This window comes from Chondromyces apiculatus DSM 436 (genome assembly GCF_000601485.1).
Taxonomy (GTDB): Bacteria; Myxococcota_A; Polyangia; order Polyangiales; family Polyangiaceae; genus Chondromyces; species Chondromyces apiculatus.
In genome coordinates this window covers 41,926-56,624 of sequence record NZ_ASRX01000047.1, presented here as the reverse complement: position 1 = coordinate 56,624, position 14,699 = coordinate 41,926, and the positions used below count along the sequence as shown (strand labels likewise).

14 protein-coding genes are annotated in these 14,699 nt (G+C 71.7%); 9 read left to right on the top strand and 5 right to left on the bottom strand.

What is annotated here, in order from left to right; all coding sequences use genetic code 11:
* The first annotated feature begins 91 nt into the window (after positions 1-91).
* Positions 92-505, top strand: coding sequence for a GvpU-like protein (locus tag CAP_RS26775; RefSeq protein ID WP_044246137.1), 414 nt, complete (start codon positions 92-94; stop codon positions 503-505).
* 292 nt (positions 506-797) lie between these two features.
* Here CAP_RS26775 and CAP_RS52605 read toward each other — a convergent pair whose 3' ends face one another.
* Positions 798-1,070 (bottom strand): hypothetical protein, encoded by a 273-nt coding sequence (locus tag CAP_RS52605; protein WP_044246135.1) that lies wholly within the window; start codon positions 1,068-1,070, stop codon positions 798-800.
* Between the two features lie 268 nt (positions 1,071-1,338).
* Between CAP_RS52605 and CAP_RS26765 the strand changes: the two genes are divergently transcribed.
* Entirely contained in the window at positions 1,339-2,496 is a 1,158-nt protein-coding gene (locus CAP_RS26765) for a peptide-N-glycosidase F-related protein (RefSeq protein WP_044246134.1), read from the top strand.
* A 15-nt stretch (positions 2,497-2,511) separates the two neighbouring features.
* On the opposite strand, the gene CAP_RS26760 is transcribed toward CAP_RS26765, so the two are convergent.
* Positions 2,512-3,237 (bottom strand): pseudouridine synthase, encoded by a 726-nt coding sequence (locus CAP_RS26760; RefSeq protein ID WP_052375992.1) that lies wholly within the window; start codon positions 3,235-3,237, stop codon positions 2,512-2,514.
* A 76-nt stretch (positions 3,238-3,313) separates the two neighbouring features.
* Between CAP_RS26760 and CAP_RS26755 the strand changes: the two genes are divergently transcribed.
* The 6 genes from CAP_RS26755 (at position 3,314) to hmpA (ending at position 9,477) form a co-directional block, all read left to right on the top strand.
* Positions 3,314-3,763 (top strand): GNAT family N-acetyltransferase, encoded by a 450-nt coding sequence (locus CAP_RS26755; protein WP_044246132.1) that lies wholly within the window; start codon positions 3,314-3,316, stop codon positions 3,761-3,763.
* Between the two features lie 82 nt (positions 3,764-3,845).
* Positions 3,846-5,234, top strand: coding sequence for an acetyl-CoA carboxylase biotin carboxylase subunit (locus CAP_RS26750; RefSeq protein ID WP_044246129.1), 1,389 nt, complete (start codon positions 3,846-3,848; stop codon positions 5,232-5,234).
* A gap of 48 nt (positions 5,235-5,282) precedes the next feature.
* Complete coding sequence (locus CAP_RS26745) at positions 5,283-7,055, top strand: phospho-sugar mutase (RefSeq protein ID WP_044246126.1); 1,773 nt, start codon at positions 5,283-5,285, stop codon at positions 7,053-7,055.
* Between the two features lie 308 nt (positions 7,056-7,363).
* On the top strand, positions 7,364-7,675 hold the full coding sequence (locus CAP_RS52600; protein ID WP_197041365.1) for a hypothetical protein: 312 nt from the start codon (positions 7,364-7,366) through the stop codon (positions 7,673-7,675).
* Positions 7,676-7,742: 67 nt separating this feature from the next.
* On the top strand, positions 7,743-8,048 hold the full coding sequence (locus CAP_RS52595) for an STAS-like domain-containing protein (protein WP_044246124.1): 306 nt from the start codon (positions 7,743-7,745) through the stop codon (positions 8,046-8,048).
* Positions 8,049-8,247: 199 nt separating this feature from the next.
* Complete coding sequence (gene hmpA, locus CAP_RS26735; RefSeq protein WP_044246122.1) at positions 8,248-9,477, top strand: NO-inducible flavohemoprotein; 1,230 nt, start codon at positions 8,248-8,250, stop codon at positions 9,475-9,477.
* A gap of 252 nt (positions 9,478-9,729) precedes the next feature.
* On the opposite strand, the gene aroB is transcribed toward hmpA, so the two are convergent.
* Both aroB and CAP_RS26725 read right to left on the bottom strand, forming a co-directional pair.
* Positions 9,730-11,337, bottom strand: a complete 1,608-nt coding sequence (gene aroB / locus CAP_RS26730; protein ID WP_052375990.1) for a 3-dehydroquinate synthase — start codon at positions 11,335-11,337, stop codon at positions 9,730-9,732.
* Positions 11,338-11,455: 118 nt separating this feature from the next.
* Complete coding sequence (locus CAP_RS26725) at positions 11,456-12,823, bottom strand: hypothetical protein (RefSeq protein ID WP_044246120.1); 1,368 nt, start codon at positions 12,821-12,823, stop codon at positions 11,456-11,458.
* Between the two features lie 121 nt (positions 12,824-12,944).
* Between CAP_RS26725 and CAP_RS45595 the strand changes: the two genes are divergently transcribed.
* Positions 12,945-14,276 carry a serine/threonine-protein kinase gene (locus CAP_RS45595; protein WP_052375988.1) on the top strand — a complete coding sequence of 444 codons (1,332 nt, stop codon included), beginning with the start codon at positions 12,945-12,947 and terminating at the stop codon, positions 14,274-14,276.
* Here the strand turns inward: CAP_RS45595 and CAP_RS26715 are convergent.
* Positions 14,194-14,646 carry a SpoIIAA family protein gene (locus tag CAP_RS26715; RefSeq protein ID WP_197041364.1) on the bottom strand — a complete coding sequence of 151 codons (453 nt, stop codon included), beginning with the start codon at positions 14,644-14,646 and terminating at the stop codon, positions 14,194-14,196. The genes CAP_RS45595 and CAP_RS26715 overlap by 83 nt on opposite strands.
* Positions 14,647-14,699: the final 53 nt, after the last annotated feature.

The following is a 14,699-nucleotide window of genomic DNA, read 5'->3' as shown; positions in this document are numbered from 1 at the left end:
ACCCTGCCGCGCGCTGGAGGGTCAACAGCCCCGCAGGAGGAACGTCCGTCGACAGATTGACGACGCACGGAAGGTATGGTGCGACGTCGTGATGTCCGATCGCCCCGACCAGGAAGAGATCCTCCCGCTTCTCCTGCGGCCCCTGGTGGCAGTCGGGGTGTCCATCCGCATGACGTTCCACGCCCACGGCCTCCTGATGAGCGGCGTGCTCATCTCCGAGGGCGAGTACCTCAAGGTGCTGCTCGAGCAGGTCATCGCCGGTACCCGCGCCGCCGAAGGCGCCCAGAGCAAGGCCGTCGCCGAGGGCCTCGAAGGCCTGCGCGCCCAGGTGATGGCGCTGCCCGAGGAGGTCGACGCCACCGCCTCCTTCCTCCACTTCCGCGACGTGCGTATCCACTACGGCGTCGGCACCGACCGCACCGCCACCCTCTGGCGGGTACGCTCCTCGGCGATCGACGGCATCTCCCTGGAGAGCCTGGAGCACGCCGAGAAGCGCTTCTCGTAGGTACTGCGTACGGCAATTCAGGGACCTACGGTCCCTACGCTCCCGATGGTCGCTACCCCGGTTACGTCGCTCAAACGCCGAGCCGAGGAACACACGTGCACGACGCACCCTTACCTCGCTGGTGCGTCACCAGGGGACAGGGCGTCCTTGCAGTCGCTGTGTAGCGGTGAGGGAGAGAGCAGCTCCCGAGGAGCTGTCGTCCGAAGGAGGGCGGGAGCCCTGCGCGGACGTGTGGATGTGTAGAAAGAGCGGCGAGCGCAGGGCCCGCCGCCACCCTCAGGTCAGACGAGGATCAGTTGCCGCCGCCGCCGCCGCCCACGCCGCCGCCAGCGCCGCCCACGCCGCCACCAGCGCCGCCCACGCCGCCACCAGCGCCACCCTCACCGTTGGTGCTGGTGTTGGTGTTGGTCCCGGTGTTGGTGTTGGTGTTGGTGTTGGTGCTGGTGCTCGTCGTGGTGCCGCCGCCCTCGCCGCCGTCGCCCTCGTCGTCGCCGCAAGCTGCAGCGCCGAGCGCGAGCATCGCCACCACGAGGAGACCCATCTTGTTGAAACGGTAAGCGTTCATCTGTCTGACCTTTCGTGAGCTAACTTTAAGACGCCACGACAGAACGACCGCCGCGCGCCGACTGATGTCAAAGCGGACGCTAATCCCCCATAACGGACAAATCAAGTGTCCGGCACGATACGAACCGGAGACACGCTCGGTGCGGCCCTCTCCATGATCCAGCGCGGCAGCGGCCGTTCGGTGGCGCTGCACTGCGCGTGGCATCGCGCCTGCCTGAAGGCTGTGATCACCTCTGCGCGGCCACGCGACACCGCACTACCATCACCTCATGTCCGCGCCCCTCGCCGAGCACGTCTCTGACCGCGCGCGCCACCGCGTCCTCCGGCGGCTGTCCCCCCTGGGCGCCGTCTTCCTCTGCACCTTCCTGGGCACCTTCATGGCCGGATGCGGTACGGACGAGACACCCCCGCCGAAGGACGTCGAGCCCGAGACCCCGGCCGAGCCGTACACGCTGCAGGTCTTCGAGGGGGTCCGGATCAGCAGCGACTCCAGCGCAGACGACTTCCAGCAGGCCACGGCAGAGGTGGATTTCCAGCATCCTCCCTTCGCCTCGGTCAAGCTCGTCGTCGATCTCGAGAGCACCTGCACTCCCTTCGAGCGCTGGCAGGACAACCCACCGCCCGAGGGCCACAACTGGCCGGCTGACTGCGACGCCTTCGACCGCAACTTCGAGTTCACCCTCGACGACCCCGAGACTGACGGCGGCCCCCCCGGCGTCGAACTCGTCCGCGCCATCACCCCCTTCGGCGGCCCCATGCACCTGGAAGCCGACATCACCGACATCGCCAACGGCATGCCCGGCCTGCACCGGCTGCGTTCCTTCATCGCCACCTGGCCCGACCCCGAAGGCCAGGTGAGCGGCGCAAACGGCGGCTGGAACGTCACCGCCTCCGTGGTCGTCACCCCGGGCCCAGCCCCACGCCCCGTGCTCGCCGTGGTCCCGCTGTTCAACGGCTCCCAGACCGACCCCGCGGCCCAGGCGCCCCTCTCGTTCCAGGTCCCCGAGGGCACGAGAAGCGGCCGCATCGAGTACCGCGCCACCGGTCATGGCGGCGGCTCCCCGACCTTCGGCTGCAGCGGGCCGGCCGAGGAGTTCTGCCGCCGCGGTCACCAGATCACCATCGACGACGCCCCCGTCGCCCTCCTCGACGCCTGGCGCGACGACTGCGAGACCCTCTGCACCCTCGCCCACCACGACACGGCGAGCGGCGGCTTCGACTACTGCCAGGAGAACCCCTGCGGCGCCATCGCGAGCGTGCGCGCCTCCCGCGCCAACTGGTGCCCTGGCAGCGAGACCCCGCCCTTCACCTTCGAAGCCGAGGTCCCCACCACCCCGGGCGCCCACACCTTCGCCTGGAACATCCAGGACCAGACCACCGACGGTGTCTGGCGCCTCTCCGCCCACTACATCGCCTTCGGTCCCTGACAGCCGTCGCGGCGCTCAACCGCCGACGCCGAGATCGGGCAGCGCGATCCCCAGGCGCCCGAGGGGCAGCGCGAGATCCTCCGGGATCTTCGCCACCACGCGCACCGGCTCTCCTGTCCACGGATCCACGAACGACAGCGCGGCTGCATGCAGCGCCAGCCGCGCGAGGCCCACCTCCTCGCGGTAGCGCCGGTTGAGCGCGCCCTTGCCGTAGTTGGCGTCGCCGAGGAGCGGGTGGTTGATGTGCTTCAGGTGCCGCCGGATCTGGTGGAACCGCCCCGTGCGCGGCCGGGCCTCGACCAGCGAGCACCCTTCGGCCGTGGCCAGCCGGCGGAATGCCGTGATCGCAGGGACGCGCGGCCCGCCCTCCGACTTCGGCACCGGATGGTCGATGACCCCCTCCTCGGGCGCAAAGCCGCGCACCAGCGCCAGGTACTGCTTCTCCATCCCTCTGCCAACAACCCGCGCCTCGCTGCCATCACCCTGAGCCTCGCTGCTGAACAGCGCCTGGAGAGGCGCCACGTGCTCCGGCGCGAGCGCGAAGATCAGCGCCCCGCTCGTCCCCCGATCCAGCCGGTGCACCGCGTACACCCAGCGCCCCACCCGGTCCCGCACCACGTCCAGCGCCGTCACCGGATCCCGCGCGTCTCCCCGGTGCACCGAGAGACCCGAGGGCTTGTCCACGACCACGTACCGCTCGTTCCTGAGCAGGATGGTCAGCTCCCCGGCGAGATCCGACATCGGCGCACGCTACCACGCAGCCTCGCGCACCGCGTTCCCCTTCCCCGCCCGCGCCACCTCCGGCACCCTCCGCCCCATGGATCCCTGGATCGCGACCCGCGCCCCGTACCGCATCACCACCGCTCCCGCGCGCATCGATCTCGACGTCGTGCACGGCTTCCTCAGCACCTCCTACTGGTCACCCGGCGTCCCCCGCGAGGTCCTCGCCCGCGCCATCGCGCACTCCATGAGCTTCAGCCTCTTCCACGACGACGCCCAGGTGGGCTTCGCCCGCGTCGTCTCCGATCGCGCCACCTTCGCCTGGATCGCCGACGTCTTCGTCCTCGACCCCCACCGCGGCCAGGGCCTCGCGCGCTGGCTCGTCCAGACCGCGCTCGATCACCCCGAGCTTGCCGGGCTCCGTCGCTGGATGCTCGGCACCCGCGACGCCCACGGCGTCTACGCCCCCCTCGGCTTCCAGCCCGTCACCGAGGGCCGCTTCATGGAGATCCGCCGTCCGAGCCCCTACGGCATCCAGACGGGGTGACCTCCGCGCCACGCCCAGCCCCGCCCCGACGCGCCATGCCTCCCCGCTTGCACCTCTCCCCCGGCCGTCCTACCCCTCGCTGGTGCTCCGCAAGATCCTGGTCGCCAACCGCGGCGAAATCGCCTGCCGCATCCTCCGCACCTGCAAGCGCCTCGGCATCGCCACCGTGGCCATCTACTCCGACGCCGACGCCCAGGCGCCGCACGTCGCCATGGCCGACACCGCGGTCCGTGTCGGCCCGCCGCCCGTCAAGGACAGCTACCTGAACATCGAGGCCATCGTCGACGCCGCCCGCACCACGGGCGCCGACGCTGTCCACCCGGGCTACGGCCTCCTCAGCGAGAAAAAGGCCTTCGCCGACGCCGTCGCCGCTGCCGGCATCACCTACATCGGCCCGCCCCCCGCGGTGCTCGACGCCTTCGGCGACAAGATCACCGCCCGCGCCGTCGCCGCTGCCGCAGGCGTCTCTCCGCCCCCCGGCACCCAGGGTGCCATCGACCCTGCCGAGGTCGACACCATCACCCGCGAGGCCGAGCGCATCGGCTATCCCCTCCTCGTCAAGGCCGCGGGCGGCGGCGGCGGCATCGGCATGCAGATCGTCACCGACCCGCAGAAGCTCGCCCGCGCCGTGCAGGCCTGCTCCGACCGCGGCCGCCAGGCCTTCGCCGACCCCCGCGTCTACCTGGAGCGCTACATCGAGAAGCCCCGCCACATCGAGGTCCAGGTCCTCTGCGATGGCCAGGGTGGCGCCGTCGCCCTCGGCGAGCGCGAGTGCAGCGTCCAGCGCCGTCACCAGAAGATCATCGAGGAGACCCCCTCCCCCGCCGCGTTCTTCCAGGGCGCCGAGGGTGAGGCCCGCCGGGAGAAGCTCCTCGCCGACGCCCTGCGCGTCGTCACCAGCGTCGGCTACGTCGGCGCCGGTACCGTGGAGTTCGTCGCCAGCCAGACCGGGGAACTCTGGTTCCTGGAGGTCAACGCCCGCCTCCAGGTGGAGCACTGCGTCACCGAGATGGTCACCGGCATCGACCTCGTCGAGCAGCAGATCCGCGTCGCCTCCGGCGAGCGCCTCGCCCCCGAGATCCTCGCCCCCACCCGCCGGGGCGCCTCCATCGAGGCGCGCATCTACGCCGAGGATCCTGCCAAGAAGTTCGCCCCTCAGCCGGGCCGCATCACCCGCCTCGCCTGGCCCGCCGCCGGTGACGACCTGCGCATCGAGACCGGCGTCGCCGAGGGCCTCGACGTCACCCCCTTCTACGACCCCATGCTCGCCAAGGTCGTCGCCTGGGGCGAGACCCGCGAGGCCGCCGTGAACCGCCTCGACGCCGCCCTCGCCGCCACCACGCTCGATATCCTCGGGCCCGTTGGCCCCGCGGCCACGAACCGCTCCTTCCTGCGCAAGGTCCTCGCCTCCGATCCCTTCCTCGCTGGCCAGTACGACACCGCCCTCGCCGAGGCCCTCGCCAAGGGATAACGCGCAGACACGCTCGCCAACGCCGACGCGCGCCGTTACAACGGCCCCGTGAGCCACGATCCCACCCTGGAGCCTGCCGAGCGCTGGCTCGCCCACGACCCCGATCCCGCAACCCGCGCCGAGCTGCAGCGCCTCCTCGACGCCGCCCGCGCCGGTGACGCCGAGGCCCGCGCCGATCTTCACGAGCGCTTCTCCGGCCCCCTGGAGTTCGGCACCGCCGGCCTCCGCGGCCTCCTCGGCGCCGGCGAGAGCCGCATGAACCGCGCCGTCGCCCGCCGCACCACCGCCGGCCTCGCCGCCTACCTCCTCGACATCTTCGGCAACGAAGCCCGCACCAGCGGCGTCGCCATCGGCTACGACGCCCGCCGCCTCAGCCGCGAGATGGCCGAGGACACCGCGCGCGTCTTCATCTCCGCCGGCATCCCGGCGTACCTCGCCACCGCCCTGTGTCCCACGCCGATCACCGCCTTCGCCGTGCAGCACCTCGGCACCATCGCCGGGGTCATGGTCACCGCCAGCCACAACCCCCCGGCGTACAACGGCTACAAGGTCTACTGGGGCAACGGCGCCCAGATCATCCCGCCGCACGACACCGGCATCGCGGCTGCCATCCACGCCGCCCCACCCGCGGACGAGATCCCCTGCGCGCCCGTCGACGAAGCCCGCGCCCGCGGCGACCTCCGCGACTTCCCGCCCACCCTCGAACGCGCCTACCTCGACGCCATCCGCGCCCTCTCCCCGCGCAAGGACGGCGACCGCACCCTCCCCATCGTCTACACGCCCCTCCACGGCGTCGGTGATCGCCTCGTCCACCAGGCCCTCGCCGAGGCCGGCTTCACCCGCGTGGTGAGCGTCCCCGAACAGGCAGCCCCCGACGGCGCCTTCGCCACCGTGAGCTTCCCGAACCCCGAGGAGAAGGGCGCCCTCGATCTCGCCCTCGCCCTCGCCCAGCGCGAGGAGGCGCCGCTCCTCCTCGCCAGCGACCCCGACGTCGACCGCCTCGCCGCCGCCGTGCGCCGCGCCGACGGCACCTACCAGCAGCTCACCGGCAACCAGGTCGGCACCCTCCTCGGCCATTACCTGCTCACCGCCCCCTCCACGGCGTCTGGCGAGGATCGCCTCGTCATCGCCACCTGCGTCTCCTCCCCCCAGCTCGGCGCCATCGCCCGTGCCCTCGGCGTCCGCTACGAAGAGACCCTGACCGGCTTCAAGTGGATCGCCAACCGCGCCCTGGATCTCGAGCGCGACACCGGCGCCCGCTTCGTCTTCGGTTACGAGGAGGCCCTCGGCTACTGCGCCGGCACCGTGGTCCGCGACAAGGACGGCATCAGCGCCGCCGTCCTCCTCGCCGAGCTGGCTGCTGTCCTTCGCGCCGAGGGCCTCACCCTCCTCGACGCGCTGGATCGCATCGCCCGCACCTACGGCCTCTTCGTCAGCGCCCAGAGGAACTTCACCTTCCCCGGCACCGAGGGGATGGCCCTCATCGACGCCGCCATGGACCGCCTCCGCCGCAAGCCCCCGCGCGTCATCGCCGACGTGCCCGTCGCCGCCCACGTCGACGTCCTCGAAGGCCTCCGGGTCCGCAGCGACGGCACCCAGGAGTCCCTCACCCTGCCGTCGAGCAACGTCCTGATCTACGAGCTCGAAGGCGGCAGCCGCGTCATCGCCCGTCCGAGCGGCACCGAGCCCAAGATCAAGTTCTACCTCGACGTCCGCGAGCCCGTCGCCGAGGGAGAGCCCCTCGCCGAGGCCGAAGCCCGCGCCCGCGCCCGCATGGAAGCCCTCGGCACCGCCTTCTGCGGCCTCGCCGGCATGGGCTGACGCGCGCAGTCCCGAGCGCTCTCGAACGTCACCTCACCCCCTCGACCGTCATGAACAACAGGACGTCATGAACAACAGGACGTTGATCGGGTGCCTGCAGCGGCTGCAGCGGGGAGAGCTTGCCACGCTCACCTTTCTTTCGCCCATCGTGAGCGCGGGGGTTGTCGGCCTGGTTTCTGAGCGATGACTCGTCCAGGTCACGCCTCACGCTGAGCGGCGACGCGGTCGGTTACGCTGCGGGGCTCGGCTTCGCTGCCATCCTTAACGGTCAAACCCGTCCTGGCCCCGCCGCACGGACTCCGCCCACCATGTCTCCGCTCACCAGCCTCGCCCGTACGGACGAAGTGGAAGGATGCACGAAGCTGGTCACGTCGATCCTGCAGACCACGATGACCCTCGAAGAGCATGCTTCGGCAGAACCTCTCCGCAGGCTGATCGGCGAGCTCCACGACAATGTCGCTGCGCATGCCAGCGGCAGAGGCTACTCCGCGCTCCAGGTTTACGCAGATCGCGCCGAGTTTGCTGTATGTGATTTCGGTTGCGGGTTTCTGCGAAACGTCCGGCGCGTCGCTCCAGACGTCGACAGTCATGAAAAATCGAGCTGGAAGTTCCAAAGCTGAGCACCCCACCCGTACTCGGGGATTTCTCACGAGAAGAGCTGGAGGCGCTGGCCTCGGAGCTGGGACTATGACGACCATTCACCTTGCCCAGGAGCTCGGAACACACCTGTCGAGCCGCACGACAGGGGCCACCCTCCGGCGCCGCATCGAGTCAGCCGTCGCCCTCGGGCAGACGGTCACTGTGGACTGGACCGGCGTGGACACCGTCGCCGATTCGTTCGCAGATGAGGCATTCGCCGTGCTGGTGGAAGCTCACGGCCCCGACTGGTTCAAGCGTGGCGTCCACATGCACGCGCTCGATGGCGTGCTGCGAGACACCGTGCTGGGTACCGTCCTCGAACGACGCCGGCGGCACATGCTTCGCGCCGGCTGACACCCGCGACGACAGCGGGCTCTCCTCGTCGCGGCTCAGCCACCCCGCGTCCTCACCCGCCTTGCTCTCCGGCACCACGGACCTCGTACCGCACGGGCCAGCCTTCCGCGCACGGCGCAGGAACGGCATGGGTCGCGCCGGGCGAACGCCGCTGTAGCGTCCTCCGCGCCAGGGAATCGGCTAGGGTTGCTCGGAGCAAATGCTTACAGCGAAGACCATCGAGACCGTCAAGGCCACCGTCCCCGTGCTCGCCGAGCATGGCGTCGCCATCACCACGCGTTTCTACCAGAACCTCTTTCGCGAGCACCCCGAGCTGCTCAACGTCTTCAACCACGCCCACCAGCGCGAGGGTCGTCAGCAGGCGGCGCTCGCAGGCGCCGTGTACGCCGCGGCGAAGCACATCGACGACCTCGGCGCCGTTCTGCCCGTCGTCAAGCAGATCGCCCACAAGCACCGCAGCCTCGGCATCCTCCCCGAGCACTACCCCGTCGTCGGCAAGAACCTCCTCCGGGCCATCAAGGAGATCCTCGGCGACGCGGCCACCGACGAGATCCTCCAGGCCTGGACCGAGGCCTACGCGGTGATCGCCGACGCGTTCATCGCCGTCGAGCGCGAGATGTACACCCAGGCCGAGACCCAGCCGGGCGGCTGGGCGGGTTTCCGCCCCTTCGTCATCGCGCGCAAGCAGCCCGAGAGCGACACCATCACCTCGTTCTACCTGCGCCCCGCCGACGGCGGCCCCATCGCCACGTTCGAGCCTGGGCAGTACATCACCCTCAAGCTCTCCATCCCTGGCGATCCGTACACGCACCTGCGCCAGTACTCGCTCTCCAGCGCGCCGCACGACCCCATGTACCGGATCAGCGTCAAGCGCGAGGACGCGCGGCCCGATCAGGAGGGGACGATCTCCACGTACCTCCACCGCAAGCTCAAGGAGGGGGATACCGTCCTCGTCAGCGCCCCTGCCGGCGACTTCGTCCTCGACCGCACGAGCGACCGCCCCGTGGTCCTGCTCAGCGCCGGCGTCGGCCTCACCCCGATGGTGAGCATGCTGAACGCGCTGGTGCACGATCACCCCGAGCGCCGCGTCACCTTCATCCACGCCACCACCAGCGGCCAGACCCACGCCATGGCGGAGCACCTCACCGAGGTCGCCAGCGCCCACCCGCAGGTCCGCTCGTTCCTCATCTACTCCCGCCCCACCGATGCCGACCGCACCCGCGGCCACTTCCACAAGGAAGGTCGCATCGATCTCGACTGGCTGACCTCCGTCCTCCCCGAGGAGCACGCCGACGTCTACCTGTGCGGGCCTGCGCCGTTCCTCAAGGACGTGCGCAACGCGCTGCTGGTCCACGGCGTCCCGCCCGGGCACATCCACTACGAGTACTTCGGGCCCGCCGCCGACATCGACGCCGCGCCTGCCTCCTGACCCACCCCTGGCAGACGGCACGGCCCTCCGGTAGGGCAGCTCACTTCCTGACCGAGGCGAACGCTTGCCCTGAGTCTGCAGACGGCTGCCCTGAGTCTGCAGACGGCTGCCCTGAGTCTGCAGACGGCTGCCCTGAGTCTGCAGATGGCTGCCCTGAGTCTGCAGACGGCTGCCCTGAGTCTGCAGACGGCTGCCCTGAGTCTGCAGACGGCTGCCCTGAATACGTGTCCGCGTCTCCGCTCGGCTGGCCGGTTAATCCCCGGCTGCCGCTGCCGCGAACAGCTCGGACAGATGCTTGAGGCCGATCTCCTCGATCTTCGCTTCCCCCACCTCCCCCAGCACCACCGACCGCACCCCGCTTCCGCGTCGCTTCTTGTCGTGCCCGACCAGGCGCAGCGCCGCCCCCACCGGCTCCTCCGAGAGCCGCGTCGGTAGCCCAAGCCGCCCGAGCAGCCGCTCGACGCGCGCCACCACCGCCCTCGGGGTCACCCCTAGCGCCTCGCCCACGCGCAGCTCACCCACCATCCCCAGCGCCACGGCCTCGCCGTGGCGCAGGCGGGTGAACTTCCCCTCCGCCTCCAGCGCGTGGCCGAGGGTGTGGCCGAAGTTGAGGAGCACCCGCTCCCCCGCCTCGTGCTCGTCGCGCGAGACGATGCCCGCCTTCACGGCCACGCTGCGCCGGATCACTTCCCCGATCACCGCCTCGTCGCGGCGCAGGACGGCGTCGGCCTCGCGCTCCAGGAGGGCCACCAGATCCGCGTCGCCCACGCACCCGGCCTTCACCGCCTCGGCGAGGCCGCTCCGGAAGCCGCGCTCCTCTTCCGTCGCGAGCTGCGCCGGGCCGAGAACCACGGCGCTGGGCTGGTGGAAGGCGCCGACGGCGTTCTTGGCCTCGCCGAGATCCACGCCGGTCTTGCCGCCCACGGAGGCGTCCACCATCGCCAGCAGCGTCGTCGGCGCGGCGACCCAGCGCACGCCCCGCAGCAGCGTCGCCGCGGCGAACCCGCCGAGGTCGGTGACGACGCCGCCGCCGTGGGCGACCACCACCGCGTCCCGATCGGCCCCCGCCTCGATCATCGCCGCGAGCGCGCGCTCCACCGAGCCGAGGTGCTTGTGCTCCTCGCCGGGCGGGAGGGTCACGGTGGCGCGCGGGGGGAGGCCCGCCGCGGCGAGGGCCTCGCGGAGCGGCGTGCCCCACAGGCGGTCCACGGTCTCGTCGGTGACCACGAGGACCTGGGAGGGGTGCAGGGCGCGCACGGCGTCGGCCACCGAGGCGAATGCCTCCCGGGCGATCCGCACCCCGTACGTCCGCGACCCGAGCGGCACCAGCAGCGGCGCATCTCGCCAGGCGCGCAGCACGTCCTCCGCCACCTCTTCCGGCGCTCCCTCGCTGCACACCTGGGCGTGCGCCTCGGCGTACACGGGGGCCCGCGCAGCGAGCAAGGCGCGCACCCGGCCTTCGCGATCTGCAGCGCCGTCGAGGAGCGGGCGGGGAGCGCCGCCGCGGGTGCGGGTGTCGAGGGTGCCAGCGCGCGCCGAGAGCGCCACCACGCAGGCCGACGCGAGGGCCTCGGCGCGCAGGGCGGCGTCGAGGAGGGAGCCGCCGCCGAGGGCCACCACCTGCGCGCCGGGCGCCGCGAGCACGCGCCGCAGGGCCTCGCGTTCGCGGGCGCGGAACCCTGCCTCGCCCTCGCTGGCGAAGATGGCGGGGACAGGGGCGCCCGCGTCGCGCGCGATCACCTCGTCGAGATCGAGGAACGGGAGGCCGGCGCGCGCGGCGACGAGGCGGCCGACGGTGGTCTTGCCGGCGCCCATGAAGCCGGTGAGGAGGAGGGGGGCGCGGCGGGAAGGGTCATCCACGGCGGCCGAGCGTTGCAGGCTGCGGGGCGCGCTGCAACGGCGGCCCACGTCGGCCCTCGCCCAGCCGCGAGAGCCCTTCACCCTCGCGGGTCCCTCGCGCGACGTACCCGTGATGCCCTCAGGGCTTCTTGTCGGGCGTGAGCGTCTTCGCCTCTTCGCAGGGCTCCTTGCCGGGCACCCCGAGCGTCGCCGCCAGCGCGCACACCCGGATCGCCCGGGAGATGCGGTCGGCGGTGGGGCGCCGGATCGCGCGCTTGGCCAGCTCGTCGGCGCGGGCGGCGAGGACGATGCGGGCGCGCTCGCTCATGTCGTCCGCGCGGGGGCGGAGGAAGGCCATGGTCTCGTCGCTGGGCTCGATGGCGCCGATCCAGTTCCAGATGGAGGCCACGGCCGCGGCGAGGAAGGCTTCGCGCATCTTCGGCTCGGCGCGGGTGGCGGCGCAGGGCAGCTCGGCGAGCTTCGGGCCGAGGTCCTTGGCGGCGAGCATCTTCATGCGGATGCGGCCGAGGAGCGCCTTGCGCTCGCCGGCGAGGGTGATGTCGTCGGCGGTGCCCTTGCCGGCAGCGGCGCGGGCGGTGAGGGCCTCGCATCTCTGGTCGAGGTCCTCCTGGGCGCGCGCGGTCTCCTTGGCGGTCTCGACGAGCCGCGCCTCCTCCGCGCTCAGGAAGGCCACCCAGGCGCGCTGCGAGGCGCACGAGGCGCGCCGCGCGGCGATCTCGGCGAGCTGCTCGGGCTTGCCGCGCACCCGATCGGCCGGAGCGATGCCCTCCACCTCGCACACGTCCTTGCCGGCGAGCACCGCGTCGATGCGCCTCCGCCCCGCCCAGACGAAGGTCACCTCCGTCGCGACCGCCAGGAGCGCCACCAGGAGCCCCAGCGCGAACAGCGCGTTGCGCGCGACGCGGATCCGGTAGGCCTGCCGCAGATCGGCGCCCGCTTCGAGGGCCTGGTTGCACGCCTCGAGCAGCTCCTCCCAGGCGAGCATGTCGTCGGAGAGCGCCTGCACCGGGCCCGCGAGCGCCTTGTCGCGCCGGACCTTGCGCGCGATCCGCGCGAGCGCGGCGCTCGGCAGGACGGCGCGCCCATCCACGGTCAGGTCCGCGACGCCCTTGAGCATGCCGCCGAGCTGCCCGGCGTGCGCGCGCCACGCGTCGAGCGCCGCCGGGTGGCTGCGCTTCAAGTGCTCCATGCGCTCTGCCAGGGCGTCCATGGGGAGCACCCGCTCCACGTCGGCGGGCTTCACGCCAGCGCGCTGCGCCACCTGCTGGATGCCGAGGCGCAGCGCGCCGCCGAGCGGCCCCGGAGTGATCTCTTCGAGGCCCTGGGGCATCTTGCTCGCCTGCATGCAGGCGGCCGACTGCCGCACAGGCCCCATGGCGTGCACGAGAAACGCGCCCCCGAGCTTCGCGGCCATCGTCGACAGCGTGTACAGCGACCCGAACGGCGCGACCAGCGTCACGGACGTGCAGATCGCGGTTCTCGACACACCCGCCGCATGGAACTTCGCCCCCTCGCTTGTTCGGGTGATTCCGGCGAGATAGCTTTTTTTACGGTCAGGGTGCGTCGATCTCAGCGCTGCCACTGGTCGAGCGAGGAGTCGAGCAGCGATGGATGCGGGAGAGCAGGTCACGCCCACCCTCCGTCTCGTGCGCCCTCTGGGCCGCGGCGCGGGCGGTGAGGTCTGGGTCGCCGAGCACGGCACCCTCGGCAAGCTGGTGGCGCTGAAGATCCTCGCCATGAGCGGAAGCGCCCGCACCACCAGGCTCGGGCGGTTCAAGCGCGAGGCTGCGTCGGCGACGCTCCTCGGGAGCCCCTACGTGGCGACGCTCCTCGACCACGGGGTGACCACCGCGGGCGCGCCCTTCATCGTCAACGAGCTGCTCGAAGGAGAGACGCTCCGCGCCCGCCTGGATCGCGGGGGGCGCCTCCCGCCCGCGGAGGTGGCGCGCCTCGTCGGCCAGGCAGCGCGCGGCCTCGCCCACGCCCACAAGCTCGGCATCGTGCACCGCGACGTGCGCCCGGAGACGCTCTTTCTGGTGGAGAAGAGCGGCGACGCCTCGCTGAAGATCCTCGGCTTCGGCGTCGAAGCCCGCGAGCTCCAGGACGACGCGCCGCGCCCCAGCGCGCGCGGAGAGTCCCCGCGCGCGCCGCTCTACATGAGCCCCGAGTACTTCCTGGGCGCGCGAGACATCGATCTCCGCGCCGATCTCTGGAGCCTCGCCGTGGTGGCCTACGAGGCGCTGACCGGCGAGGTCCCCTTCGACGGGAGCTCGATGGGCGCGCTGGCGCTCGCCCTCCACTGCGGCACCTTCGTCCCTCCCGGCAGGCGCCTCGATACCCTGCCGCCTGCCCTGGACGCCTGGATGGCGCGCGCGCTCTCGCACGACCCGGAGGCCAGGTTCTCGTCGGCGCCCGACATGGCCCTCGCGCTCACCGAGGCGCTCACCATGCAGGCCCCGCCGACGCCGCAGGCGAAGCCCGCCACGATCCCCCCCCGGCCCTCGTACGCCGAGCGGTTCGCGACGCGCACCTGGGCGGTGGCCACCATCGCGACCACGCTCCTCACCGTGGGAAGCTTGACGGTGCTCGCGCTGCACCCCGAGATCGCCCTGGGGTCGCGCGGTGCGCCGCGGATGGTGGCGCAGCCGATCGCGATCATGCTCTCCCCCCAGGAGGAAGACGCGCCGACCTCGCCCTCGTCCGTCACCACGAGCGCGCACACCACGAGCGCGCACACGACGAGCGCGCACGCCGCGGGCGCGTACGCCACAGGCGCAAACACCACGGCCGCGAAGGCGAGCGCCTCGACGAAGAGCCGCAGCCGCAGGGGGCAGGCCGCGCCCACCCCGCTGGCCTCTACAGCGACGCCTGCTGCGGCACCCCAACGTCGAGGCGGGAGCGGAGGTGCGAGACCCACGCCCTCGCCTCGGCCTCGGTGACGACATAAGCCATCGGCGCGGTGATGCTCCTCGGCAGGAGCAGCCGCGCCGCCGTCACCGTCAGCGTCGTGACCAGCCGCTGGTGGAAGCTGCCGCCGAAGATCACGCACCCCCCGAAGCCCGGGATGTTCCCGAGCGAGGCCGACGCCTTCCGCGCGTCCGGGGTGATCACCCCGATCCGCGAGATGTCAGCGGCCCAGAAGAGGCGCCCGTGCATCCTGCACCACACCATCACCTCCTCGATCATCCGCGTCATCTCGGCGGCCGACATGTCCCCCACGGCGCGCGACACGATGAGATCCGGCGCCTCCAGCGTGAGCGAGTGCTCACCGATGTGCACCATCTTTCCCGACTTCGTCGGTGACGTCATTGACCTTCCCCCCAACGCTTGGTTCTAGCACGCGCGTCGAGGAGAGTCCGTCG

Excerpts from the sequence above, each read along its gene's own strand:
- CAP_RS26775 (WP_044246137.1), top strand. The coding sequence starts at position 92 with ATGTCCGATCGCCCCGACCAGGAAGAGATCCTCCCGCTTCTCCTGCGG.
- CAP_RS52605 (WP_044246135.1), bottom strand. The coding sequence starts at position 1,070 with ATGAACGCTTACCGTTTCAACAAGATGGGTCTCCTCGTGGTGGCGATG.
- CAP_RS26765 (WP_044246134.1), top strand. The coding sequence starts at position 1,339 with ATGTCCGCGCCCCTCGCCGAGCACGTCTCTGACCGCGCGCGCCACCGC.
- CAP_RS26760 (WP_052375992.1), bottom strand. The coding sequence starts at position 3,237 with ATGTCGGATCTCGCCGGGGAGCTGACCATCCTGCTCAGGAACGAGCGG.
- CAP_RS26755 (WP_044246132.1), top strand. The coding sequence starts at position 3,314 with ATGGATCCCTGGATCGCGACCCGCGCCCCGTACCGCATCACCACCGCT.
- CAP_RS52600 (WP_197041365.1), top strand. The coding sequence starts at position 7,364 with ATGTCTCCGCTCACCAGCCTCGCCCGTACGGACGAAGTGGAAGGATGC.
- CAP_RS52595 (WP_044246124.1), top strand. The coding sequence starts at position 7,743 with ATGACGACCATTCACCTTGCCCAGGAGCTCGGAACACACCTGTCGAGC.
- hmpA (WP_044246122.1), top strand. The coding sequence starts at position 8,248 with ATGCTTACAGCGAAGACCATCGAGACCGTCAAGGCCACCGTCCCCGTG.
- CAP_RS45595 (WP_052375988.1), top strand. The coding sequence starts at position 12,945 with ATGGATGCGGGAGAGCAGGTCACGCCCACCCTCCGTCTCGTGCGCCCT.
- CAP_RS26715 (WP_197041364.1), bottom strand. The coding sequence starts at position 14,646 with ATGACGTCACCGACGAAGTCGGGAAAGATGGTGCACATCGGTGAGCAC.